Annotated in this window: 22 protein-coding genes; 15 read left to right on the forward strand and 7 right to left on the reverse strand. The window is 37.4% G+C overall.

The features are described from left to right. Window positions 1–251 precede the first annotated feature (251 nt). The 6 genes from QMN76_RS04170 (at window position 252) to QMN76_RS04195 (ending at window position 5039) form a co-directional block, all read left to right on the forward strand. Complete coding sequence (locus QMN76_RS04170) at window positions 252–1685, forward strand: amino acid permease (RefSeq protein WP_282023688.1); 1434 nt, start codon at window positions 252–254, stop codon at window positions 1683–1685. Between the two features lie 77 nt (window positions 1686–1762). After that, window positions 1763–1987: a sulfurtransferase TusA family protein gene (locus QMN76_RS04175; protein WP_034336064.1), complete on the forward strand. Its 225-nt coding sequence runs from the start codon at window positions 1763–1765 to the stop codon at window positions 1985–1987. Between the two features lie 86 nt (window positions 1988–2073). After that, the gene (locus tag QMN76_RS04180; protein ID WP_034336061.1) at window positions 2074–2304 is read left to right on the forward strand and encodes an exodeoxyribonuclease VII small subunit; all 231 of its coding nucleotides are present in this window, start codon (window positions 2074–2076) and stop codon (window positions 2302–2304) included. 21 nt (window positions 2305–2325) lie between these two features. Beyond that, window positions 2326–3243, forward strand: coding sequence for a polyprenyl synthetase family protein (locus QMN76_RS04185; protein WP_282023687.1), 918 nt, complete (start codon window positions 2326–2328; stop codon window positions 3241–3243). 38 nt (window positions 3244–3281) lie between these two features. Beyond that, window positions 3282–4022 carry a TlyA family RNA methyltransferase gene (locus QMN76_RS04190; RefSeq protein ID WP_034336056.1) on the forward strand — a complete coding sequence of 247 codons (741 nt, stop codon included), beginning with the start codon at window positions 3282–3284 and terminating at the stop codon, window positions 4020–4022. Window positions 4023–4040: 18 nt separating this feature from the next. Then, entirely contained in the window at window positions 4041–5039 is a 999-nt protein-coding gene (locus tag QMN76_RS04195; RefSeq protein ID WP_034336054.1) for a bifunctional GNAT family N-acetyltransferase/(deoxy)nucleoside triphosphate pyrophosphohydrolase, read from the forward strand. Here the strand turns inward: QMN76_RS04195 and QMN76_RS04200 are convergent. After that, window positions 5031–5942 carry an SMP-30/gluconolactonase/LRE family protein gene (locus tag QMN76_RS04200; protein WP_282023686.1) on the reverse strand — a complete coding sequence of 304 codons (912 nt, stop codon included), beginning with the start codon at window positions 5940–5942 and terminating at the stop codon, window positions 5031–5033. The genes QMN76_RS04195 and QMN76_RS04200 overlap by 9 nt on opposite strands. A gap of 82 nt (window positions 5943–6024) precedes the next feature. Between QMN76_RS04200 and QMN76_RS04205 the strand changes: the two genes are divergently transcribed. Continuing rightward, complete coding sequence (locus QMN76_RS04205) at window positions 6025–6777, forward strand: competence/damage-inducible protein A (RefSeq protein WP_282023685.1); 753 nt, start codon at window positions 6025–6027, stop codon at window positions 6775–6777. Between the two features lie 5 nt (window positions 6778–6782). Here the strand turns inward: QMN76_RS04205 and QMN76_RS04210 are convergent, their stop codons facing one another. From QMN76_RS04210 to QMN76_RS04220, 3 genes are all read right to left on the reverse strand, one after another. Next, a complete protein-coding gene (locus QMN76_RS04210) occupies window positions 6783–7742 on the reverse strand; it encodes an acetyl-CoA carboxylase carboxyltransferase subunit alpha (RefSeq protein ID WP_282023684.1) in 960 nt (319 codons plus the stop codon). A gap of 83 nt (window positions 7743–7825) precedes the next feature. Then, window positions 7826–8737 (reverse strand): site-specific tyrosine recombinase XerD, encoded by a 912-nt coding sequence (locus tag QMN76_RS04215; RefSeq protein WP_034336048.1) that lies wholly within the window; start codon window positions 8735–8737, stop codon window positions 7826–7828. Window positions 8738–8753: 16 nt separating this feature from the next. Next, window positions 8754–9284, reverse strand: coding sequence for a hypothetical protein (locus tag QMN76_RS04220; RefSeq protein ID WP_282023683.1), 531 nt, complete (start codon window positions 9282–9284; stop codon window positions 8754–8756). 183 nt (window positions 9285–9467) lie between these two features. Between QMN76_RS04220 and aroB the strand changes: the two genes are divergently transcribed. The 3 genes from aroB to QMN76_RS04235 all read left to right on the forward strand — a co-directional run bounded on the left by aroB (window position 9468) and on the right by QMN76_RS04235 (window position 13145). Beyond that, window positions 9468–11111, forward strand: a complete 1644-nt coding sequence (gene aroB / locus QMN76_RS04225) for a 3-dehydroquinate synthase (RefSeq protein WP_282023682.1) — start codon at window positions 9468–9470, stop codon at window positions 11109–11111. A 309-nt stretch (window positions 11112–11420) separates the two neighbouring features. Continuing rightward, a complete protein-coding gene (locus tag QMN76_RS04230) occupies window positions 11421–12560 on the forward strand; it encodes an OmpA family protein (protein WP_034336043.1) in 1140 nt (379 codons plus the stop codon). 105 nt (window positions 12561–12665) lie between these two features. Continuing rightward, window positions 12666–13145 carry a GtrA family protein gene (locus QMN76_RS04235; RefSeq protein ID WP_282023681.1) on the forward strand — a complete coding sequence of 160 codons (480 nt, stop codon included), beginning with the start codon at window positions 12666–12668 and terminating at the stop codon, window positions 13143–13145. Here QMN76_RS04235 and tenA read toward each other — a convergent pair. Then, on the reverse strand, window positions 13135–13851 hold the full coding sequence (gene tenA, locus QMN76_RS04240) for a thiaminase II (protein ID WP_282023680.1): 717 nt from the start codon (window positions 13849–13851) through the stop codon (window positions 13135–13137). The genes QMN76_RS04235 and tenA overlap by 11 nt on opposite strands. A 158-nt stretch (window positions 13852–14009) precedes the next feature. On the opposite strand from tenA, the gene alaS reads away from it, so the two are divergent. From alaS to QMN76_RS04255, 3 genes are all read left to right on the forward strand, one after another. Next, entirely contained in the window at window positions 14010–16658 is a 2649-nt protein-coding gene (gene alaS, locus QMN76_RS04245; RefSeq protein WP_282023679.1) for an alanine--tRNA ligase, read from the forward strand. Between the two features lie 152 nt (window positions 16659–16810). Then, the gene (locus QMN76_RS04250; protein WP_034336038.1) at window positions 16811–17503 is read left to right on the forward strand and encodes a carbonic anhydrase; all 693 of its coding nucleotides are present in this window, start codon (window positions 16811–16813) and stop codon (window positions 17501–17503) included. A gap of 14 nt (window positions 17504–17517) precedes the next feature. Further along, on the forward strand, window positions 17518–18393 hold the full coding sequence (locus QMN76_RS04255; protein ID WP_282023678.1) for an endonuclease/exonuclease/phosphatase family protein: 876 nt from the start codon (window positions 17518–17520) through the stop codon (window positions 18391–18393). 19 nt (window positions 18394–18412) lie between these two features. On the opposite strand, the gene QMN76_RS04260 is transcribed toward QMN76_RS04255, so the two are convergent. Then, complete coding sequence (locus tag QMN76_RS04260; protein ID WP_034336035.1) at window positions 18413–19288, reverse strand: DUF2076 domain-containing protein; 876 nt, start codon at window positions 19286–19288, stop codon at window positions 18413–18415. A gap of 203 nt (window positions 19289–19491) precedes the next feature. Between QMN76_RS04260 and QMN76_RS04265 the strand changes: the two genes are divergently transcribed. Beyond that, on the forward strand, window positions 19492–20379 hold the full coding sequence (locus QMN76_RS04265; protein ID WP_034336031.1) for a glycine--tRNA ligase subunit alpha: 888 nt from the start codon (window positions 19492–19494) through the stop codon (window positions 20377–20379). Window position 20380: 1 nt separating this feature from the next. Further along, window positions 20381–22441, forward strand: coding sequence for a glycine--tRNA ligase subunit beta (glyS, locus tag QMN76_RS04270; RefSeq protein ID WP_282023677.1), 2061 nt, complete (start codon window positions 20381–20383; stop codon window positions 22439–22441). 62 nt (window positions 22442–22503) lie between these two features. On the opposite strand, the gene QMN76_RS04275 is transcribed toward glyS, so the two are convergent. Continuing rightward, the gene (locus QMN76_RS04275; protein WP_282023676.1) at window positions 22504–25017 is read right to left on the reverse strand and encodes a glycosyltransferase family 2 protein; all 2514 of its coding nucleotides are present in this window, start codon (window positions 25015–25017) and stop codon (window positions 22504–22506) included. Window positions 25018–25058 lie beyond the last annotated feature (41 nt).

Consider the following 25058-nt stretch of genomic DNA (forward strand, 5'->3'; position numbering starts at 1 on the left):
ATTTTAATGTAACATAATCTCTATTTGCAAAATTAAATAAAATAAGCAAAAATATATTAAAAGTAACAAAAATTATTTTATTATAGCAAAAGCATCTATCCTCTAACCTAAGATGGGTGATTGCGTAGAATATTTTATTTTCAAAGTTATTTCACGATAATTTTTGAACTTTGCAATAAATGAAAAGATTACGCCTCATCTTTTAGATTACATTAACAATATGATTACTTACGATAATAAAGGACCTTCCATTGACAAGTAAAAAAAACAAAGAAAAAATTATCTCTCCTCCATTAAAAGATGGTGAGCTGGCCCATACCCTTGAACGTCGTCATGTTGTAATGATTTCTATGGGGGGTATCATTGGTGCTGGTCTTTTTGTTGGTGCATCAGCTTCTATTCATGCTGCAGGACCTGCCGTTTTATTATCTTATATTATCACTGGGCTTATGATTTTCTTTGTGATGAGAATGTTGGGTGAATTGGTTATCCAAAGGCCAGAAATTGGTTCCTTTCTAAACCATATTCGTAGGGGACTGGGGCATAATGTTACCTTTGTTTTAGGATGGGGATATTGGTTATTCTGGATTTCTGCGATTGCCGCTGAATCAATTGCAGGTGGCGAAATGTTACAACATTATATGCATATCCCCAAAGAATACAGCTTTACTGCGACAATGCTGTTGGGACCAATCCTGGTAGTTGCAATGATGTTGACCAATCTGTTTTCTGTACGTGGTTATGGCGAGTTTGAATTTTGGTTTGCACTGATTAAAATTGTTGCAATTGCTGCTTTTATTGTTGTTGGTGGTATTGCAATCACCCATTTATTTGGTTTTACAGAGGGTCATATAGAAAATATTTGGACACATAGTGGTTTTTTCCCCAATGGTTTAATTGCGATCTTGACCATTATTCCAACGGTTTTATTTACTGTAACAGGATCCGAAGTCGCAACTATTGCTGCAGCTGAATCTGATAAACCTGCTGAAAATGTTGCTTATGCTACAAGAACTATTGTCTTTAGAATTATCGCTTTTTATGTATTATCAATTGGTGTTATCTTAGCCATTGTACCTTGGGATAAAGTTGTTCCAGGGGTTTCTCCGTTCTTAATGGCATTACAAGCCATTCATATTCCATATGCGGCAGATATTATGGAATTTACGATTTTAATTGCTATTCTTTCATGTTTAAATTCTTCAATTTATGCAACATCCAGAACATTATTTGAACTGGCTGAATATAATGATGCTCCAAGATGGCTTATTCATACCACCAGCAATGGTGTGCCTAAACGTGCTATTATCACAGCTTCTTTTATTGGTATTGCTATTTCAATTGCTTCTTATATTTCCCCAAGCCATACTTTTTCATATCTATTAAGTTGTGCTGGTTCTATCATTTTATTTGTTTATATTGCTATTGGTCTTTCCCAGATTAATGTACGCAAAAAAATGGAAAAAGCAAACCAACTTCCTATTTTTCAAATGTGGCTTTTCCCATATCTATCATGGTTTACTGTTTTATCTTTGATTGCAGTAGTCATCGCAATGCTCTTTAATAGTGTTTCTAGAACACAAATCATCATCACCTGTGCAATTCTTGGAGTTATTGGCATTTGTCGTGTTTTTACTTATAAACACAGCCATACTGGTGAAATGAAACATTCAGAACTGGAATAACACAAATATTCTATACAAATAATTAAAATTAGTGTATTGAAGACCTTGGAAACAAGGTCTTTTTTAGGAATATTTTCATGATTGAGACGGTTTTGGATGCCAAAGGATTATCCTGTCCTTTGCCTGTTTTAAAAGCCAACCGTGCATTACAAAAACTACAAAAAGGTGATTGTTTACGTGTTCTGGCAACAGACCGCAGTGCTATCAAAGATTTTCAAGAATTTTGTCGCCAAACAGGACATGCACTTATTGCTTTTTCAGATCAAGGAGCATCTTTATCCTTTTTAATAAAACGAAAATAACCATAATATTTTCTATACAATCAAGACAAGTCGTCTTATAAACAGGTACACCATATTTCTACACTCAATAGCTATTGGAAGATATCATGACCGATGATTTATCCTCTCTTTCATTTGAGGATGCTTTAAACGAACTAGAAAAAATTGTTCATAACCTTGAAACTGGTCAACAAAAGCTAGAAGAAGCAATTGTTTCTTATGAACGTGGTGCGCAATTACGCCGTTATTGCGAAAAAAAACTGAATGAAGCAGAGGCTCGTGTTCAAATTATTGTAAAAAAAGATGACGCCAGCCTTGTTACTGAAACTCTTGAATAATCTTTGAAGGTCACCCCCCTTATGACTTCCCCCTCTTCTACAAAATATAACGCTGAAACCCTTCGTAATTCTTTGATCCAACGTGCCAAAGAACTTGAAACAACATTAGATAAAATGCTTCCACGCATGAAAAGTGGCGAAGCTAATTTAATGGAAGCCATGCGTTATGCAGTACTTGGTGGTGGAAAACGCCTCAGAGGGTATCTGGTAACCGAAGTTGCATCTTTATTTGATTATCCTTTATCAAAAGCACTTTACGTTGGTGCTTCTGTAGAGATGTTACATGCTTATTCATTAATCCATGACGACTTACCTGCCATGGATGACGACGACTTGCGTCGTGGGAAACCCTCTACTCATATTAAATATGGTGAAGCCATTGCGATTTTGGCGGGTGATGCTTTGCAAACCAAAGCTTTTGAATTAATTGCTATGGAAGAAGCACATGAAGATGCAATGGTGCGTATTCAACTTGTTCAAGCATTAGCAGAGGCCAGTGGGTCAAGAGGGATGGTCGGTGGGCAAGTAATCGACATGGAGGGTGAAAATTCGCATTTAACCCTTCCAGAAGTTCTTAATTTACATGCTATGAAAACTGGACGTTTAATTTGTTACTCTGCTGAAGCAGGTGCAATCCTTGGCAATGCGACGCCTGATCTTCATAATCATATTATCAGCTATGGCAGAGATCTTGGAACGGCCTTCCAAATTGCTGATGATGTTTTAGATGCCACAGCTAGTGCAGAAGAATTAGGTAAAACGGCAGGTAAAGATGGTGCTGCTGGTAAATCCACCTTTGTTTCTTTGCTAGGAATTGAAGATGCTAGAAAAGAAGCTGATCGTTTAGTGGCAAAAGCTATTCGCCATCTTGAACCCTTTGGAGATACAGCAGACAACCTTCGTGCATTAGCGGAATATGTTGTTTATCGTAAAAACTAACTCTCCCTTGTATTTTAATTGTAAAGAGCTTCGTACATATGGCGGCTAAAAAACGTATTGATATTTTACTAGTCGAAAGAGGGCTAGTAGAAAGCCGTACCAAAGCCCAAGCTCTTATTATGGCTGGCCTTGTTTTCAGCAAAGAACAGCGCGTCAATAAAGCTGGGGATATGATTAGAGAAGATGTTGAGCTGAATGTTAAACAACAACCTCACCCTTGGGTTTCTCGTGGTGGGGTCAAGCTCAATCATGCATTATCTTCTTTTAATTTATCTCCTAAGGGTCTCAACTGTTTAGATATTGGTGCTTCGACAGGAGGGTTCACCGATGTGCTATTAACTAATGAGGCCAACAAAGTTTATGCTATTGATGTAGGACACGGTCAACTCGCTTGGAAGATCCGAAATGATGCACGGGTCGTCGTACATGAAAAATGCAACGCACGTTATTTAACAACAGATATTGTACCAGACCCTATTCAAGTGGTGGTCTGTGACGCTAGTTTTATTAGCCTAAAAACTGTGTTACCTGCACCCCTATCTTTATGCCAGTCTGGTGGATGGGCAGTTGCGCTTATCAAACCACAATTTGAAGCTGGGCGTGAACATGTTGGATCGAAAGGGGTTGTTCGCGATCCTGTCATTCATGAAAAAGTCTGCCAAGAAATTAAAATATGGTGGGAATCTCTTGAAGATTGGGAAATACTTGGAATTGAGACCAGTCCAATTACAGGACCGGAAGGGAATGTAGAATTCCTAATTGCAGCTAAAAAATTATAAACGATTAACGAGGTTAATATGACGAACCATAGTGTTTCTATACTTCCATTAAAAATCGATCATTATACCTTGCGCCTTATTCAAACTGAGGATATAAACGCGCTGCATCCATTGATTAATGACTGGAATGTCGTCAGGATGTTAAGCCAAGTTCCTTTTCCATATCCAAAGCCTTTACTTGAGAAATGGATTGATTCTATCATTCAAGAGATTCACACTGGCGCTTCTTATCATTTCTCTATCATTGATGATACTAATGATCAAATTGTTGGTTGTATTGGCCTGCGTGTGGATAGCAAAGACCAACTTGGTAAAATCGGTTATTGGATCGCTCATAAATACTGGGGGAATAAAATTGCTAGCCGAGCCCTTCAGCGTATCAGCACTTGGGCTTTGGCAAATCTTAACATAAATTACATTCGAGCTACGGCTGCTGATGATAACTTAGCCTCTATTTCTGTTTTGAAAAAATGTGGATATCAGTCTTTTGGCAAAGGAAAAGAAAAGTTTTTAGCTCGCGCTGCAGAACAACCCGTATCCTATTTTTTGCTGAAACGTGAAGATATCTGCCCTGGAAAATCTCCAGTTTCCTTAAACCCATCATCCTCAATACCCAAAAAAATCTTATTAGTCGTTGCAGGAGCACTCATTGATATTGATGGCCGTTTATTACTGGCTCGTAGGCCAGAAGGAAAATCTATGGCAGGAATGTGGGAATTCCCAGGGGGGAAAATTGAGCCTGGTGAAACACCAGAGGCTGCTTTAGTTAGAGAATTAAAAGAAGAAATTAATGTTGATGTTTCCCAAAGCTGCCTAGCCCCATTTACCTTTGCTTCTTATGAATATACAGATTTCCATTTACTCATGCCTTTATATGTCTGTCATAAATGGAAAAACCTGCCAGAACCCAGAGAGAATCAGCAGCTGGCATGGGTCCCCGCTGATGAGTTAGATAATTACCTAGTTATGGAGGCAGATAAACCTTTTATTCCATTACTCAAAGACCTATTATTTTAAAATCGACATTTCTGGAATTTGAAATAAATTTTGAGGTTTACCTGGTGTAGAAACCTTAAAAGAAAATAATCCTCCTGCTAATGGATAAAGCTGTTTGTCGGCTTCAGTCATTCCTTTGGTCGCTGTTGTTACATAGGCAGTTTTGTAATCATCTCCTCCAAAAGCAATTTTAGTAATATTTAAACTGGGAATTGGAATTGTTTGCACCAATTCTGCGTCAACAGAATAAACACTAATTTGGTGTCCACCAAACAAGCAAATCCAGAGATGATTTGCCATATCAACGGCCATTCCATCTGGATATCCTTTATCCATTTTTAAAAATTTTTCTTTGTTTGTAATTTTTCCAGAATCTTGCCAATCAAAACGATAAACGATCTGCTCATTTGAGTGATTATGGTATAATTTATGCTGTTCTTCTATGATCAAAGGACCGTTTGTAACTGTATAATGACTATCCTGAGGAACCGCGCAGATCTTGCCATCTTTTTGAAAATCTAATAAATAAAGCGAACCAAAAGGATGTTGCTCTTGTTTATCCATTGTACCAAACCACAAGCGTCCCAAAGAATCTATATAGCCATCATTCAATCGGTTACCTTCTTGGGACTCTTGCATGACAAACCACTGAGTAAATTTTCCTTGAGCTGGATCAAACCAATATAATCCATCCTCCATTCCGCAAAGTAAAAGATGCCCTGTTGTTGGAAAGATAAAAGTTGGTTGTTTTGGAGCATTCCAGATCGTTTTCGTCTGAGTTTGAAGATGATATTTATAAATTTTCTTTTCTAAGATATTTACAAAATAAACACTTTGTTCTCGTTCTACCCAAACTACCCCTTCCCCAAGTAACGTTTTGGCATCCCACAAACAAACTGGCTCGAAAAATTTTGTATGTATCATTCTTAATCCTTCGCTTATACTATAAAGCAACTGCTATTTGATCTTAGATCATTTTATATTTTTATGTCACAGGAAAGTTTCAATGAATCCTACAGCCGCAATTATTATTATTGGTAATGAGATTTTATCGGGGCGCACGCAAGATATTAATATTAATTATATTGCAAAAAGTCTGGCAATTTCAGGAATTAAACTCAAGGAAGCCAGAGTTATTCCCGATGATCCAAAAGTCATTATTAACACTGTTAATGAAATCAAAGCAGCTGTTGATTATGTCTTTACCACAGGAGGAATTGGCCCAACACATGACGATATTACCTCTGATTGTATCGCAGAAGCTTTTGGTGTTCCCAATCAAATTCACCCAGAATCTTTTAAATTGTTAGAAGACTATATCGGCAAAGAAAACTTTAACGAAGCTCGTCAACGTATGGCTCATTTACCTTTAGGTGCTAAACCAATCCCTAATACCATTTCTGTTGCACCTGGATATGTAATTGGTAATGTATATGTGATGGCTGGGGTTCCACAAATCATGCAGTCCATGCTGGATAGCATTATTCCTACTTTACGTCATGGACCACCTATCATTTCGAAAACATGGTACGCATATCATGCTTCTGAAGGTAAAGTTGCTGCTGATTTAAATGAAATTCAAAATAAATTTCCACAAACAGATATTGGATCTTATCCATTCTATCTAAATGAAAAACAAAATGGTGTTGCCTTAGTGACCAAAGGTCAAGATCAACAAGCAGTTGAGCAAGCCGCCAGTGAGGTTTATAATCTGTTGGTCAAGATGGGGTATCAACCTATAGAAGGTGAACCCCATTAAATAATTTACTCTGCTTCTTGGCGACCCATCGCCAAGAACTTGTCTCTTCTCTGAGCTTGTAAAACTTGTTTAGGGATATCTTTTAATTGATCCAAAGCTTCTTGAATTGCTTTCTTTACTGATTCGATCGCAATTTGAGGGTCGCGTTGTGCTCCACCCATAGGTTCAGGAATAATTTGATCAATTAACTTTAATCTCAACAAATCTTGAGCTGTCAAACATAATGCCCCAGCAGCTTGTGCAGCCTGAGATGCATCACGCCATAAAATAGAAGAGCACGCTTCTGGTGAAATTACAGAATAAATTGAATGTTCTAACATTAAAATTTTATCTGCCGTTGCCAGTGCAATTGCACCACCAGAGCCACCCTCGCCAATAATCACAGCGATAATTGATACAGAAGTGCGCAAACAAGTCTGAATAGACTTCGCAATAGCTTCTGCTTGCCCTCTTTCCTCTGCATCGATCCCTGGCCAAGCACCTGGAGTATCCACTAAGGTAATTACAGGAACATCAAAATGACTAGCCAAACGCATCAAGCGTTGTGCTTTGCGATATCCTTCAGGACGAGCCATTCCAAAATTATGTTGTAAACGTGTATCCAGATCTGAACCACGTTCAATCCCAATGACCACAACGGTTTGCCCATTAAAGCGTCCAATTCCACCAATTATGGCGTGATCTTCTGCAAATAATCGATCCCCAGCCAGAGGTGTAAAATCCTCGATAAAAGCTTGGATATAATTCAAAGCATGAGGACGCTGTGCATGACGAGCAACTTGAACTTTTTGCCAAGGGGTAAGCTTGGCATATAAAGCAATAAGTTGCTTATCTGCTTTTTCGATAAGTTGCTTTAATTCTTCTGAGATATTTACATCATCAGAGGAGTCTTCAACACGCTGTAACTCGAAAATCTTTGTTTCAAGTTCAGCAACTGATTTTTCAAAATCTAAAAATTGACGCATAATCATCCGCAAATATCACAAATAAATAAAATTCTATAGCTTCTTTACCAGAAAATCTATCATTTTATCTTTAGTGATGATTTCTAATCGCACTTCTTTTTAATTTCACATGATAAAGGATGATGATTTAGAACAGTTTTTTGCAAATGTTCGGTTTGAACATGTGTGTAAATTTGTGTTGTAGAAATATCTTCATGTCCCAACATCATTTGTAAAGAGCGTAAATCTGCCCCGTGCGCTAAAAGATGAGTTGCAAAAGAATGACGTAATACATGAGGAGAAACTCGTTGTGGATCTATATCTGCCTGCAAAGCGACTTGATATAAAATTTTATCAAAACCTTGCCGAGTAAGATTTTTTAACGGGTTTCGGCCAGGAAACAAAAAGATACTTTGTAAATAATGGTCATTTTTCTTTAAATCAATCGCGGCATTGATTGCCGAATCGGAAACAGGAATCAATCGTTCTTTGCCGCCTTTACCATAGATTCGTAAAATTTTTATATCTGATTGGATTTGATCTTTACGTAATTTAAGCAATTCAGAGATTCGTAATCCTGAACTATACAAAATTTCTAGTGCGGCTTTGGCAACCAATCCTCTTCGGTAATCTTCCAAAAGATCACAAGCATCCAACAAAAGACCAACTTCAAGCTCTGTTAAATATTTAGGCAATGTCTGTGGCAAATAAGGATTTTGTAATAAATAGGATGGATCATCTTGCCTATTTCCTTCTTTGACTAAAAAACGATAGAATTGACGTAAGCAAGATAACCGCCGAGCTGCGGTACGTGCAGATTTTCCCTCTTTACCCATCCACTCAAAATAAGCTTGAATATTTTCCTTAGAGGCGGATTCTAGTTCTTCTTTATGATTTTGAAATAAATAGGATCCAAAATCATATAAATCCGCCTGATAAGCTTGTAACGTATTTTTACTAGCCCCACGTTCTGCGGTTAGCATTTCAAGAAAAGACTCAAGATACGCACTATTCATTATAAATTAAACAAACTTAACGTTGTGCTGGGGTTCCAGCAGCATTTCCAGGAACAGCGCCAGGTTGTGGCATTGCCGGAATAGGTTGTGGAGGATTAGCCGTTGGTTGTGCAGTGGTATTCCCTAAAACATTATTCGATTGAGGAATAATCAAAGGAACCGTTGATTGAGTATTAGGTTGAGGTTTCCCAGTTGCATTTCCTGTCACGTTACTTGGGGTATTAACAGGTTGTGATGGAGCCGTTGGTGCTTGTACGCCTTGGATTACAGGATTCCCAGTTGGTTGTCCGACATTGCCTGTTGTTGCATTTACAGGGGTAGCACCAGGTTGAGGCATTGCAGGAATAGGTTGTTGAACATTATTTGCAGTCGTGGGAAGCGCTGGAATTGCTTGAGTTGGTGTTTGTTGTTGGAATTTAGACATTGGAATAACTTTATGCACTTCTTGAATTGGCATTTCAGGTCCCTTTAATCCAAAAAGTACAATTACAACAACAAATACAAGCACAATAAAGCCAAGAAGAATAACAATAGGACGACGCATCATCTTTCCTTAAAAATTTTAAATCTATGATTTCTATAATTTAGCCGTTACAATACACTGTTTCCATACCATAACACATCAAGCTTTACGATAGGTTGTTTTAGGAAAACAAATCTAAGTTATACTGTTTCAATATTTTCTTTCAGTTCGTATATTTAAAACAAATCACAGTTTTTGGTAAATTTTATGATAAACAAAGATATAAAAAAAAATGGCCCTATTATATTAATTGGTTTGATGGGCGCTGGTAAAACAACCATTGGAAAAAAACTGGCTCAATATCTTTCTATTCCTTTTATTGATTCCGATCATGAAATTGAAAAGACTGCTGGTTGTACCATCACAGATATCTTTGAACAATATGGAGAAGCAGAATTTAGACGCGTTGAGCATGAAGTGATTCGCCGTTTAATCAAACAATCCTCTGTTGTCATTGCTACGGGTGGTGGGGCTTTTATGCATGCTAAAACTCGTCAACTGCTAAAAGAACAAGCAACAACTATTTGGCTTCATTGTAACGTTGATACGTTATTAGAACGCATCTCTCATCATACCCATCGACCTTTATTAAATTCAAGTAATAAACGTGAAATATTATCAGATCTTATAACCACACGTTATCCTGTATATGCTGAAGCCGACTATATAATCCCTTGTCATGACAATAAAATTGAAACGACCCTTACTCAGATTCTTTCGATTTTGGAACAAGCAAAAAAAATGCGCACATTACCTGTTACACTATCTAATACTCAATATAATGTTCTAATTGGTCCCAATTTGCTTCAACAAGCAGGGACCTTACTAACGCCTCTCCTATCTCAGAAAAAAGTTTTTATTGTCGTAGATGAAAACGTTGCATCATTTCATTTGCAAACTTTAACCAACAGTTTAACTTTATCTCAAATAGAATATGAAACAATATTGATTCCTCCTGGGGAAAACACAAAATCTTTCAAATATTACGAACAAGTTGTCAACACCCTTTTAGAAAAGAATGTTGAAAGACAAACTCCAGTTATTGCGTTGGGTGGTGGTGTTACAGGGGATCTAAGCGGGTTCGCTGCGGCAACTGTTTTAAGAGGCTTACCATTCATTCAAATTCCAACGACTTTATTATCACAAGTTGATTCTTCTGTAGGTGGTAAAACAGGTATTAATACCCCTACTGGTAAAAACCTACTTGGTGCTTTTTATCAGCCGCAAATTGTCATTGCTGATACTCATACTTTAAACACGCTTCCACAAAGAGAATTGTTGGCAGGTTATGCTGAAATCGTAAAAGCTGGCCTTATTGATGATATAGAACTGTTTGAATGGTGTGAAAATAACGGAGAAAAAATTCTTTCGAAAGAATCTCACTATCTTGATGAGGCCGTTGAGCGAGCATGCGCTTTCAAAGCACGAATCATTAAAAATGATGAGTTTGAACAACATTCAAAGGGTAGAAATCTTTTAAATCTAGGGCATAGTTTAGGACATACATTAGAAGCAGAATTAGGTTATGATGGTCGTATTCTTCACGGCGAAGCTGTTGCTTTGGGATGTTGTTTGATTTTTAAACTATGTACAAGCATGGGAATATGCCCACAAGAGGATACAGATCGCGTTTTACATCACTTCAAAAGCGTAGGACTACCAACATCCATTAGAGACCTCTCATTCCCTTTACAAGCATCAAGCCTGCTGAGACATCTGCAACATGATAAAAAAGTAAAAAATACAAAAGTACTTTTCATACTTGTCAATGGAATAGGAAAAACTTTTACTTCTCAAGATGTTAGAGAAGAAGATTTGCTAAAATTACTAATGAATGATGGCTGTATTTGAAACCTTTTTTGTTGTATGGAAAGCACATCATTTAATTTCTCTATCAAGAATAACATTTCCACGATTGTCATTCAATTTAAACTTTATTATTATTACAACTAATCTTTAACGGTTAAAAAAAACTGAGATATTTTATTGTGTTATTTTTATTACATGTGCTATAGAACTGCATGTAAAACAAAAAAAAACTCTTGGTTTTACAATAAAATTGATTAGATTAATACCTAGTTATAGAGTTTCATTTATTTAAGAGCTTCCATCTTAATCGGTGGTCTATCGCTCAAAACTTAATTAAAAGGATAAGTCAAGATGCGTCTTCGTACAGCATTACTTGCAACGACTTTTGCAGTAGCCACACCCGCTGCAGCGATGGCTAGCACAATTACTGGCCCTTATGTTAGCTTGGGTGGTGGTTATAACTTAGTTCAAAATCAACATGCTACATTCTCACCAAGCACACGTGCAAATGGCACAAACAGTGCTGCAGGTAGCAAATCACAGTATCGTCATGGTACCGGGTTTACAACTTTTGGTTCTGCTGGTTGGGGTTTTGGTAACGGTCTTCGCGTTGAAGTAGAAGGCGTTTACAACTATTCTAACATTAATGGCCGTAAAGGTACAGAATCACCTGCATACAAAACCAAAGGACATGACCAAGGTTACGGTGGATTAGTAAACGTTCTTTATGACATTGACCTACGTCAATTCGGAATTGATGTTCCTATTACACCATTTGTTGGTGTTGGTGCTGGTTACTTATGGCAAGATATGGGTCCATTACAAACCAATTACCGTAATGGCAGCGTAAACCGTCTTGGTGGAACCAATGGTGGATTTGCATACCAAGGTATCGTTGGTGCTGCATACGACATCCCAGGTGTACCTGGTCTTGCTGTTACAACAGAATATCGTATGATGGGTCAATTAGACCAATCTACATATAAATCAACTTCTTGGGTTGGTAATGGTGTTTACAAAGGTAATGGTAAAGTTGATCATCGTTTCAACCACCAATTTATCTTAGGTCTGCGTTATGCATTTGATACAGCTCCACCAGCACCTCCTCCAGTTCAAACTGTAGCACCTCCTCCAGTTGAAGCTGCTCGTACATACTTAGTATTCTTTGACTTCGATAAATATGCTTTAACACCTCGCGCTCGTGAAATCGTTCGTGAAGCAGCTCAAGCATCTACACGCGTTCAAACAACACGTATCGAAGTTAACGGTTATACCGATACTTCATCTGCTCGTGGTGGCGCAGCTGGTGCAAAATACAACATGGGTCTATCACAACGCCGTGCAAAAAGCGTTAAAGCTGAGTTGATCCGTGATGGCGTTCCCGCAAGTGCTATCTATACACAAGGCTTTGGTGAATCTCATCCATTAGTTCCAACGGGACCAAATGTACGTGAACCACAAAACCGTCGCGTAGAAATTATTCTTAAATAATTTATTATTTAGATAATAATTCAAAAAAGGAGGTATCTTTTGATATCTCCTTTTTTTTATGAAATAAGATACGTATAATTACTTAACATTATAGGTCTTTACTGAGTGGTCAAAACTTCTATTGATATATTATTTCAAAAGCTCTTCAATTATATAGCTCCTGATAAACATCATAAAAAACTGATACAATTCACCAAATTCGCACTCGTTGGGTTTACAGGTTTAATAATTGATGCAAGCACGGTATATTTATTATGCCCTTTAATAGGACTAACCATCTCGACCCTAATTGCTTATTTTATTGCTGCAACATCAAATTGGTTTATTAACCGGTTTTGGACATTTAATGGATTGGGAAAACAGCAATATATTTTATATCAATGGATAAAATTTATTATTGCTAATAGTATGGGTTTTTTTTTAAACCGCGGTACTGTTTTTATTTTATTTAGTCTAAGCACAACTTGCCTAAATCACCCTATTATCGCATTAATCGCTGGTGCCGCTGCTGGAATGCTTGCAAATTTTAACCTCTCTCGCAAACTTGTTTATACTAATAAATTTTCAAAAAAAACTAGGAAATAGCCCCAAGTAGATTGGCGCGTCCAACATTCCAAAAAGCACTTTCCAATCGTACAGACATTGTAAATTTTTCTAACAGCGTTTGATACCGTTGTTCAGCACCATATTTTTTTCCTAGTTCGTCAATAAAATAAAAACTTTTTTTTATCAAATCTATGTACAGAGAATCAGTATATGTATTCAACCATGATTGATAAGGATTATTTTTGATATTTGTGCACTTATCAATTGACATCCTCAAACCTATCTCACCATATCCCACCAAACAAGGGGACAGTAACACAATCAGATCTAACAAATCTCCTTGCATAGATTTACTTAATAAATACTGACTATAGGCAACAAGTTCTAATGTTTTCGAACTTTTCTCAATCTGTCCTTGCGTAATTCCCCTCTCTTGACAATATTTAATATGAAAAGGCAACTCAGCATTTAACAATCCTTGCATCAAAGAGGCAAAATATTGCATTTCTGTGAAATCATTACTTTTATAGATCGCCAAAGAAACAACACGACAATAATCATGTAAATATAAATAATCTTGAATCAAAAACTGCTGAAATTCTTTTTGTTCCAATGTGCCTGCTGCTAGTTCTTTAACAAATCTATGTTGGGTAAATTGTAACCAATCATTTTGACAATCACGACGGAAACGTCCAATTAAACCTTGATCAAATAAAGATAGTGTATCTTTAATAACATCTGACATAAAATATTAACTTTCACAGCAAAAGTTTAAACAGCTATACTTGCAAAGTATCAGAAAAATAGTGAAATAGTTCATAAAGTTTTATTACTCTATTTTTTTATCCAAAAATGTTTTAAACAGATCATGTTTATATTCTGATTAGGATTATTTATTTTACCATGCGCAGTACAAACGAAATACGTTCTACTTTTCTTGATTATTTTAAGAAAAATAATCATCAACATGTTCCCTCTTCTTCACTTGTTCCACAAAATGACCCAACCTTGCTTTTTACCAATGCAGGAATGGTTCAATTTAAAAACGTATTTACTGGACAAGAGCATCGTCCTTACTCACGTGCAACAACTGCTCAAAAAGTAGTCAGAGCAGGTGGTAAACATAATGATCTTGATAATGTTGGATATACAGCACGCCATCATACCTTTTTTGAAATGATGGGTAACTTTTCCTTTGGTGATTATTTTAAAGAAGGTGCAATTGAGTTTGCATGGACTTTAATCACGCGGGAATTTGGTTTATCGAAAGACAAGCTGCTTGCCACTGTGTACGCTGAGGACGAAGAAGCCGCGACTTTATGGAAAAAGATCGCAGGTTTTTCTGATGATCGAATTATTCGTATCAACAGCTCTGATAATTTTTGGCGCATGGGGGATACGGGGCCTTGTGGGCCTTGCTCTGAAATCTTTTACGATCATGGTGAAGATGTTTTTGGTGGCCCTCCAGGTTCGCCTGATGAAGATGGAGACCGGTTTGTGGAAATCTGGAATCTGGTCTTTATGCAATATTTTGAAGACCCTCCTGGAACACGTACCCCTCTTCCTCGTCCATCAATTGACACAGGTATGGGACTTGAGCGCTTTGCAGCGATCATGCAAGGGAAAAGAGACAATTTCGATATTGACACATTCCAAGCTTTGATTCGTGCATCTGCTGAGGCTACTCATACGGATCCTTTTGGACCACACAAAGTTAGTCATCGTGTCGTTTCAGATCATTTGCGCTCTGCTGCTTTTTTAATTGCTGATGGTGTACTGCCTTCTAAAGATGGTCGTGGATATGTACTACGTCGTATCATGCGCCGTGCAATGCGTCATCTACATATGATTGGCACACAAGAACCAACCTTCTATAAATTATTACCTGCTTTAATTACAGAGATGGGGGCTGCATATCCAGAACTCATTCAAGCTGAAGCATTAATCTCAGAAACCTTAAAAGGTGAAGAAGAACGTTTTAAAACAATGCTTGATCGAGGAATTTCTTTACTTGATGACGAAACTAACAAACTACCAAGTAAAGGAAAGCTTCCTGGTGATGTCGCATTTAAACTATATGACACTTATGGTTTTCCTCTTGATTTGACCGCAGATGCTTTACGTGAAAAAGGCTTTACCGTTGATCAAGAAGGTTTTGATACTGCTATGAATGAACAACGTAGCAGAGCCAGAGCTGCATGGGTTGGATCGGGTGACAATGCCACAGAAACGGTTTGGTTTGAATTAAAAGACAAACATGGGTCTACAGAATTCTTAGGCTATAAAAACGAAACCGCCGATGCAGAAATTCAAGCTATAATTGTTAACAATCAATCCGTGCAAGAAGCCAAAGAGAATGATGAAGTTGCAATCCTTCTTAACCAAACCCCATTTTACGGCGAAAGTGGCGGCCAAGCAGGCGATACAGGTTATATTACCACTAAGAATGCCATTATTAGCATCACCAATACACAAAAAAAATTAGGTGAACTGACCGTTCATTATGGTAAAGTCATCAAAGGCTCTGTGAAAGTCGGGGAGCCTGTTGCAGCTGATTTAGATCATACAGAGCGTCAGGCAATCAAAGCCCACCATTCTGCCACGCATTTGCTACATCAGGCATTAAGAAACCAACTGGGTGATCATGTTACTCAAAAAGGCAGTTTGAATTCTATTGATCGTTTACGTTTTGACTTTAGCCATTCAAAGCCATTAACTTCCGAAGAGCTCAAGTTAATTGAAGACGCCATTAATGCTGAAATTCGTAAGAATGAGCCCGTAGTAACGCGTATTATGACCCCAGATGAGGCTGTTAAAATGGGTGCTATGGCGTTATTTGGTGAAAAATATGGCGATGAAGTTCGTGTCGTTGCTATGGGTAACGACATAGAAAAACAAAAAGCTTGGTCTATTGAGCTTTGTGGTGGTACTCACGTTACCAGTACAGCTGAAGTCGGTTTATTCCATATTATTTCTGAAAGCGGTGTTGCAGCTGGTATTCGTCGTATTGAAGCTGTGGCTGGCGCAGCTGCTGAAAGTTATTTCAAACAAAATGAAGCTTCTTTACATGAAGCCGCTTCTTTATTGAATACACCAGCCATTCAATTGGTAGAACGCTTACAGCAATTACTTGATGAACGTAAATCACTAAAACAACAAGTTTCAAAACTTCAACACCAAATCGCTGTTGGAGGGGATAAACAGGGTAGTGCAGATAAAGTTGGTGATATTGAATATATCATGCGTAATCTTGGGGATGTTGCTCCCAAAGAGCTAAAATCATTAGCAGAAAGCTTAGTCAAAAAAATGAATAACGGTATTGCCGTTGTTTTCTCTTCTTTTGGGGAGAAAGCCTCTTTTGTGGTAGCTGTTAATAAATTACTTTCTCAAACCATCAGTGCTGTTGATCTGGTAAAAATTGCCAGTGCTGCGGTTGGTGGTACAGGCGGAGGTGGAAGACCTGATATGGCCCAAGCAGGAGGTCCCGATGCAAGTCAATACCAAAAAGCATTTGATGCTATTTTAAAAGAGATTAAAAAAATCGCTTCATAAATTCAAAAAAAGCAGGTTTTTAAGCCTGCTTTTTTTTATTGTAACAAAAATTTATACAAAATTAAATTGCAATATCCTCTTATCTCTTTAAGATATTTTTATCTTCTTGCTGAATAACAGCTTCTTGGTTTTACAAAAATGAAAGAAATTATATGCCAGACTCAAATCCTAAACAAACTTTATTAAATCTTTTACACGGTGTTAAACGCTTTAAAACAGAGAAATTTCCTGAGCGCAAAGAACTTTTTAGTAAACTAGCCAACGGTCAAGAACCTAAAACACTCTTTATTACTTGTGCAGATAGCCGTATTCACCCAGAACTTCTGACTGATCAAGATCCTGGCAGTTTATTTGTTTTAAGAAATATTGGAAATATCATTCCAGCATACGGAAATGCTATGGGAGGTGTTACCTCCGCCATTGAGTACGCCGTATGCGCATTAAAAGTATCAACCATTATTGTATGTGGGCATTCTAATTGTGGTGCAATGAGTGCATTAATTCATCCAGAAAAAACAGATTCGATGCCTGCAGTAAAAAGCTGGTTACGATTTGCAGCCACAGCACATGCTGTTACAGATGCTCTAACGGCAACTGATGTTGGCCCTGAAAATATTCAAACATTAACCGAGCATAATGTTTTACTACAATTACAACATCTTCGTACCCACCCCTCTATTGCAGCGGCTCTAGCAAGAAATGAAATTGCACTACAAGGATGGTATTACGATATTCCCAATGGCCAGGTTTATGTTCTTAACGAAGAAACTCGTCATGATATGACCGTCAGCCAAGCAATTGACCTGTTACAAGGCCAAGTTGACGAACGAAAATTACAAGAATAATTTATTAAACATTAATGTATAAAAAGTTTCTATTATATGTTTTTTATACATTACTTTTACTGACCACTAGGCCTGGACGGGCAACAATACTAAAACTGGCCACTTGGAATGTAGAGTGGCTAGTTTCACAGAAAGACACTCAAAACTTTCCTATTCCTCAAGATGTCAATCTTAGGCAATCCGCTGATTTTAAAATGTTGCTTCACTATGGGGGAAAATTACAGGCTGATATTATTGCTTTACAAGAAGTCGGTTCTATTGAAACTTTAAATTTAATTTTTCCAAAAGATCAATATCTCTTTTATATTTCAAAAGACCCTATTGCTCAACATACAGCCCTTGCCGTTCGTAAAAACATATTCAAAGATATAAAACAAAACTCGGATTTAACAGAGCTGAGTCGTATTGATAGATTTCGCCCTCTACGCAGTGGCTTGGATATTACTCTTTATACAAAACAAAGCAGCATGCGAATACTCGTTATTCATTTGAAATCTGGATGTCAAGATTATCCCTTGGACCGCCCGAAACTGAAGCCATCTTGCATTTTATTAAAAGATCAACAGCCAATTATACAAAAATGGATTCAAAATCGCGTCAAAGAAAAACAAGCTTTTATCATCATAGGAGACTTTAATCGGGTTGTTTCTCCACAGGATTTATTTTTTAAATCATTATCCAATATAGACCTATATTTCCCCACCGCTTACAAAGCTAATCCTTGTTGGGAAGGTAATTATTTCATTGATGGATTTATCATAGACCCAAATGCTAATAAATGGTTTTTACCTGACTCTCTAAGGGTTATGAAATACAAAGAACAAAGCAATGACGCGCAAAATAAATTATCAGATCATTGCCCTGTCTCTGTAAAATTATTAGTTCCTTAACAGAGTTGGAAACTGATTATTAAAAACTATCGTCGCCCCAGTTACTATCATCGGAACCACCACCCCAGCCGCTATCATCAGTAGAAGTATCATCACCCCAACCAGCATCAGTGCCTGCACCTGCATCAAAATTAGGATCAACCCCAGCTCCAGTCCCAGCAAATGGATCTGCGCCACCACCAAAAGGATCAGCAGCACCTGCCGCTGCTGGATCAACGGCGCCTCCTGCTGCTGCACCCCCACCAGCATGGCTACCACCAAACATGCCACTAAGCGCATTATAAGCAAACATTCCCCCAGCAACCCCAGCTGCTGTTGTCAAAGCACTACCAAGAAAACCGCCACCGCCACGATTGAACATTCCTTGTTGATATCCAGGAGGATAATTTTGAGGAGGTGGGGCGCCATAAGTCCCTTGTTGTCCAGGATAAGGACGTCCAGGTTGTCCCTGTGGCCCGCGTTGCTGTCCTTGAAATTGTTGTTGGTTATTCGGAGCTCCCCACCCAGGAGGGGGAACTTGATTTTGTGATGCTGCCTGACTTTGTTGACGATTTCCGCCAAACAACCCGCCCAAAAAGCCACCAGATGCAGGTGGTTGGTTTTGACTTTGTTGTTGCATCTGTTGCATTTGTTGAGATGTTTGTTGCACCTGCCATTCTAATTGACGAATACGATTTTGTGCCTCAACCAACGCAGCTTCTTGCACAACCGCCATTTGTGTCATGCGATACCCAGCCTCTGGGTATTTTTGTAAATTATCTTTAATCAAACGGTCTGCATCAGGATCAACAGGCGGCATCTGATTCGCTACAGGAACGGAACCAGGTTGGGATGAGGCACTACCACCGACCCTATCAAAAAATTTATTAATAAGCTCACGTTCTTCATTATTCATTTATTCATAACCTTTTTGTAAGATTTAATCTTTGTAATAGTATGTGGCTTTTACAGCAAATTTAACAAGTTTTTTTTCGCTTTGATTGTGTTATATCCTATATACTATATAGTTAATTGTTTTATTTACACCTAAAGAAATAACAATAATATTTGTTCAAAATATGTTGTTGTTCTGTTCGTTTTCTTGGAATTATAACCTTCATGCCTTCGAATACGATTTCAAAACCTTCTTTAAACCGTCCATTGTCTTTTCAAGGACTTATTTTAAAACTTCATGATTTTTGGGATTCCAAAGGATGTGCTATTTTACAACCTTATGATCTTGAAATTGGTGCAGGAACACTATCCCCGCATACAACATTGCGCGCATTGGGAAACACCCCTTGGAAGGCGGCTTATGTACAGCCTTGCCGCAGACCAGCAGATGGCCGTTATGGCGAGAATCCCAACCGTTTGCAACATTATTATCAATATCAAGTTTTATTAAAACCCTCACCTAAAGACAGCCAAGAACTTTTACTTGAAAGTTATAAAGCAATTGGGATTGATCCTCGCAAACACGATATTCGTTTTGTTGAAGATGACTGGGAAAACCCAACAATTGGTGCGTGGGGATTAGGTTGGGAAGTTTGGTGCGATGGGATGGAAGTCACCCAATTTACATATTTCCAACAAGTTGGAGGAATTACAACCTCGGTTCCATCCACAGAGCTTACTTATGGTTTGGAACGCTTGGCAATGTATATCCAAGGTATCGAAAATGTGTATGATCTGGCGTTTAATGATCATGGTCTAACTTATGGTGAAGTATTCCTTAGAGCAGAGCAAGATTATTCTCGTTTTAATTTTGAGTGTGCAGACACGGAAATTCTATTTAGCCACTTTAAAGACGCAGAAAAAGAATCCGAAGCATTAGCTAATCAAAAATTGGCGCAACCTGCTTATGATTATTGTTTAAAAGCCAGCCATTTATTTAACTTGCTTGATGCCCGTGGGGTGATCAGTGTGAATGAAAGAGCCTCTTATATTGGTCGTATTCGCAACTTGGCTAAACATTGTTGTGAAACTTGGCTAGCAGAGGAAAAGTAAGATGTCAGAACTTTTTATTGAATTATTTTCCGAAGAAATTCCCGCGCGTATGCAACGCCAAGCTACTGAGAATCTTCAGCGCTTGTTATGTGATGCTCTGGGTAATCTGTCACCTCAACAGATTAAAACATTCAGCACACCACGCCGCATTGCTATTCAACTAGCAATCAAAAACTCTATCCCAGCTCAAGAAGTGCAAGAGCGCGGACCACGCACAACGGCACCAGAAAAAGCGCTTGAAGGGTTCTTGCGTAAGCATCAAGCACAAAAATCTGATCTTATTGAAGAAAATGGGTTTTGGGTATTACAAAAGAAGGTCGCTGCAGTATCAGCAACAGATTTCATAGCTCAAGCTTTACCACAGATTTTCTGGAAATTCCCTTGGCCTAAATCTCAACGTTGGGGTAATGGCAGTCAATTTACTTGGGTTAGACCTCTTCACTATATTACCTGTCTTTTAGATGGACTAATTATTCCATTAAATTTGGCTACTTCTGAAGATGACGCACATGGGTTGGTTTGTAGTAATAAGACAAAAGGCCACCGTTATCTTGCACCTGAAATATTCGAAATACAAAATGCACAACAATGGGAAGATACATTAGAATTTCGTTTCGTCATTGCAGATCCAGATAAACGTCGTGAAAAAATTCTTAATGACATTACAGCGTTAACGCAAAAAGCAAATCTGGAATTAGTTCCTGATGAAGGACTATTAAACGAAGTTACAGGATTGGTTGAATGGCCCGTTCCTTTGTTGGGTAAAATTGATGAAATCTTCATGGACCTCCCCCCTGAAGTTATGCAAGTATCTATGCGAGTCAATCAGCGCTATTTTGCCTTAAAAAATAAAGATGGTTCACCTGCTAGTGCCTTTGCATTTGTTGCCAATATTATTCCTGATGATGAAGGCAAGCTGATTATCGCAGGAAATGAGCGTGTTTTACGTGCACGTTTTGCTGATGCTCGTTATTTCTGGGATCAAGATCGTAAAACTTCTTTAGAACGACGTAACAAACAACTGCAAAATGTGATTTTTCATGCCAAACTTGGCAGTCAATATGAGCGTATTCAACGTTTAGAACGATTAGCAGGCTATCTTGCTAAACAATTAAAAGCCGATGAAAAAATTGCAAAACGTGCTGCTTTACTTTGTAAAGCCGATCTTACCACAGGCATGGTCGGTGAGTTCCCAGAGGTTCAAGGGATTATGGGAGGGTATTATGCCAAACATGACCAAGAATCCCCTGAAGTTGCCCTTGCAATTTCTGAACATTATAAACCTGTTGGCCCAAGTGATAGTGTTCCAACACAAATAGTTTCTATCATTACAGCTCTGGCCGATAAAATTGATCTTTTAACCACGTTCTTTGCTATTGGTGAAAAACCTAGTGGTTCTGGTGATCCATATGCTTTGCGCCGTGCTGCTTTGGGTGTTATTCGTATTATTCGTGAAAATCAACTTCGCCTTGATATTAAAGCGCTCTTTGACTTTGCTGTCCTTGGCTTGCCACAAGCGTTACAATCTTCTGGAGATCTTGGACTTTTATCAGAATTTATTTACGAACGTCTTTATGTGCAATTACGCAGTGAAGGTTCTCGATACGATATCTTATCTGCTGTTGCCCCAACCAAGCAGTTTACCGATTTAGTTGAACTTTTGAAAAAAGTAGAAGCTATTACAACTTTTGTTGCAACAAACGATGGTAAAGATTTACTGGCAGCTGTTAAACGCGCCAGCAATATTTTACGTATCGAAAACAAAAAAGACGGACCTCATCAAGGGGAAACTGATATTGCTTTATTTACACAAGATGAAGAAAAAAATCTTTCTTCTGCATTGAATAAAGCCATGGAACAAATCAGTGCATCCGTTAAACAAGAACAATTCGATAAGGCCATGAACAGCATTACAACCCTAAAAGGTCCTTTGGATCTTTTCTTTGAAAAGGTAACCATCAATGACGAAAATTCTGCTATTCGCAGCAATCGTCTTAAATTACTTTCTCAAATCGACCAAACTGCTTGCCTGATAGCTGATTTTAACCAGATCGAGAAATAATTTATATAATCCCTATTTTCATTAATATTAACACTTATGAAAATAGGGATTTAATCATATTTCTATTTATCAGGATCGACTAAGTTATGAAAAAATGGAGGTTCAGGCAAAAAATAAGGTGAATAAGCAGGATCATTTTGATACATTTTCGTATCTTTCCATGTATCATTCATATATTTAATTTCTGCTTCAAACCTGGCTTTATGTTTTGGCTGATCATCACTCCCCCGAGAGAGACTTTCATGATGCACAGCAACACAATCTGCACAAAAAACAACTTTATACCCTGCTTCTTTAACTCTTAAGCATAAATCAACATCATTAAACGCAATCTTAAGATGAATTTCATTAAAACCATTGACCTCATGAAAGACAGAGGCTTTAACTAACATCATTGCCGCTGTAACTGCTGTCAATTCTTGAGATAATATAGAGCGCTTTATGTATCCTTCGTCATCTTTTTTCTCCCCTTTACCCAAATGATCAGCAACGTGAGTAAGTGATACAATAACACCCGCATGTTGTACACGGCCATTAGGATATAATAACTTGCTCCCGACAATACCAACATCATCAAATAAAGCAGCTTCATTCACCAGTTTCGTTAACCAATTTGGATCATCTACAAAAACATCATTATTTAAAAAGAGATAAAACTCAGCTTTGATATGGTTTGCGGCTAAGTTATTTAATCGAGCAAAATTAAATTCTTCATGAATTGGCAGAATTTCTATTCGATCATGCTTTTTATATTCCTCTAAAAATCGTAAAGTCTTCTCTTCACACGAACCATTATCAACCAGTAAAATAGTATAATTTATGTAATTTGTGTTCTTTAATAGTCGATCTACACATTCTTGTGTTATTTCTGCTTGATCTTTAAAAGGTATAATAATGGCAACATGGGGAGATGTTTGGCTTTTCCACTCAATCTGATAAGCCGTAGACCCATCCAAAGAAGACACTATAGCTGGTTTTTTCATCCTTTTTAAATGATCACTAACACATGCGACACCAGCATCAATTGCATAATGTTTATGATCTATTGTCTCAGCTGTAGAGTTACGGGTCATTCGCCAATGATATAAAATTTCAGGTAAATGATAAATTGTATCGTGAGGCGTGATTTCAGTTAAACGTAATAAGAAATCATGATCTTGAGCACCATCATATTTTGATCGAAGCTGCCCTACTTTCTTAACAAGATCGGCACTAACCATTAAAAAATGACAAATGTAATTGATACCTAACAAATAACGATAATTAAAATCTGGTTTAAAATGAGGTTGAATATATATACCACTATTCTCAAGCTTATCCTCATCAGAATATACAATTTTAGCCTTTTGCAAATAAGCAGAATAAAGCATTATTTCCAATGCTTGAGGAACCAGCAAATCATCATGATCAAAAAAAGTTATCCACTCACCTGTAGCTTTTTTAATTCCAGCATTGGTTGCTGCTGAGATACCTTTGTTTTCTTTTAATGTAATTACTTTAATTCTAGGGTCTTCTTTAGCTAAAGACTTTAATTCTTTTTTAATTTCTGTTGATTTACCACCATCATCAATTAATAATAATTCCCAGTTTTGATATGTCTGTCTAAATACAGATTCAACAGCCTCACTGAAATATTGTAATTCCGGGTCATAAACAGGACAAATAATTGTAACCAGAGGATTCTGAAAAGGAATATTTTTTTTTCTTATTTGTTGTTGCAGTGATTTAGTTTTAGGCTCAAGAAAAGGAAAATATTTTCTTGCCCACACATCATATTCCTCTATGACATATTCAGGTGAAGCAACAAGTTTTTGTATTTCTTTGCGTAATTGTGTGATTTCTTTATAAAGAGAGTCAACATGATTGTTCATTACAATCAGCTGTTGTTCTAAAACATCATCAATAAGCGTTGCCTCATAAGGGCTGCCTTCGACATCTATTTCCTCAGGCAAAATTAATAACCTGAACGTTGCACGATAACGTCTTCTTAACGTTGTCGGTACAACTACGGAAAAACCACAATATGGATCCCCTCCTGAAGCACTGGCAACATCAGGTCGATAACGATTGGCAGAAATTGTTTTTAATTCAGTACCATTAACGAAAACCTTAACTACACAATTTCCCGTATACTGACCTGTATATAAATCTTTTTTTAAAATCCAACCATTAATTGCGCCATTTTTCCATCCATCAATATAAGAAACATATTGATTTACCTTATTATTTTCAGATAGCGAAAATGATATAAAAGGCAACCTTCCCCCTTGTTTTTGAGGATCTAAAAACAATAATACATTGTTATCTGAAAAACGAAAACAGAGTTCATGTTTTTTTTCATCTCGAAATTTATCAGGAATAATAAATTGGAAACCAATATCTCCGCGTAAGAAATTAATTTGTTTTTGAATATCTTCTCTATTTTGATCACATTTAATTTCAGCTATTTTTTGATCATCAATATAAACAAATAGAATAACATGCTCTTGAGGGGCGACAATATTAATTGCCCAGCCGACAACAATCCCATCCTTAACCTCTTGGCAAAAACCAGTAAAACGGGACTGTATTGTCATTAAAAAATTCCTTGATGCTTTTCATATAGTACAATATTTTC

Source organism: Commensalibacter papalotli (ex Botero et al. 2024) (assembly GCF_947179115.1).
In the GTDB taxonomy this organism is placed as follows: domain Bacteria; phylum Pseudomonadota; class Alphaproteobacteria; order Acetobacterales; family Acetobacteraceae; genus Commensalibacter; species Commensalibacter papalotli.

Coding starts and splice junctions, on each gene's coding strand:
- QMN76_RS04175 (WP_034336064.1), top strand. CDS start 1,763: ATGATTGAGACGGTTTTGGATGCCAAAGGATTATCCTGTCCTTTGCCT.
- QMN76_RS04180 (WP_034336061.1), top strand. CDS start 2,074: ATGACCGATGATTTATCCTCTCTTTCATTTGAGGATGCTTTAAACGAA.
- QMN76_RS04185 (WP_282023687.1), top strand. CDS start 2,326: ATGACTTCCCCCTCTTCTACAAAATATAACGCTGAAACCCTTCGTAAT.
- QMN76_RS04190 (WP_034336056.1), top strand. CDS start 3,282: ATGGCGGCTAAAAAACGTATTGATATTTTACTAGTCGAAAGAGGGCTA.
- QMN76_RS04195 (WP_034336054.1), top strand. CDS start 4,041: ATGACGAACCATAGTGTTTCTATACTTCCATTAAAAATCGATCATTAT.
- QMN76_RS04200 (WP_282023686.1), bottom strand. CDS start 5,942: ATGATACATACAAAATTTTTCGAGCCAGTTTGTTTGTGGGATGCCAAA.
- QMN76_RS04205 (WP_282023685.1), top strand. CDS start 6,025: ATGAATCCTACAGCCGCAATTATTATTATTGGTAATGAGATTTTATCG.
- QMN76_RS04210 (WP_282023684.1), bottom strand. CDS start 7,742: ATGCGTCAATTTTTAGATTTTGAAAAATCAGTTGCTGAACTTGAAACA.
- QMN76_RS04215 (WP_034336048.1), bottom strand. CDS start 8,737: ATGAATAGTGCGTATCTTGAGTCTTTTCTTGAAATGCTAACCGCAGAA.
- QMN76_RS04220 (WP_282023683.1), bottom strand. CDS start 9,284: ATGATGCGTCGTCCTATTGTTATTCTTCTTGGCTTTATTGTGCTTGTA.
- aroB (WP_282023682.1), top strand. CDS start 9,468: ATGATAAACAAAGATATAAAAAAAAATGGCCCTATTATATTAATTGGT.
- QMN76_RS04230 (WP_034336043.1), top strand. CDS start 11,421: ATGCGTCTTCGTACAGCATTACTTGCAACGACTTTTGCAGTAGCCACA.
- tenA (WP_282023680.1), bottom strand. CDS start 13,851: ATGTCAGATGTTATTAAAGATACACTATCTTTATTTGATCAAGGTTTA.
- alaS (WP_282023679.1), top strand. CDS start 14,010: ATGCGCAGTACAAACGAAATACGTTCTACTTTTCTTGATTATTTTAAG.
- QMN76_RS04250 (WP_034336038.1), top strand. CDS start 16,811: ATGCCAGACTCAAATCCTAAACAAACTTTATTAAATCTTTTACACGGT.
- QMN76_RS04255 (WP_282023678.1), top strand. CDS start 17,518: ATGTATAAAAAGTTTCTATTATATGTTTTTTATACATTACTTTTACTG.
- QMN76_RS04260 (WP_034336035.1), bottom strand. CDS start 19,288: ATGAATAATGAAGAACGTGAGCTTATTAATAAATTTTTTGATAGGGTC.
- QMN76_RS04265 (WP_034336031.1), top strand. CDS start 19,492: ATGCCTTCGAATACGATTTCAAAACCTTCTTTAAACCGTCCATTGTCT.
- glyS (WP_282023677.1), top strand. CDS start 20,381: ATGTCAGAACTTTTTATTGAATTATTTTCCGAAGAAATTCCCGCGCGT.
- QMN76_RS04275 (WP_282023676.1), bottom strand. CDS start 25,017: ATGACAATACAGTCCCGTTTTACTGGTTTTTGCCAAGAGGTTAAGGAT.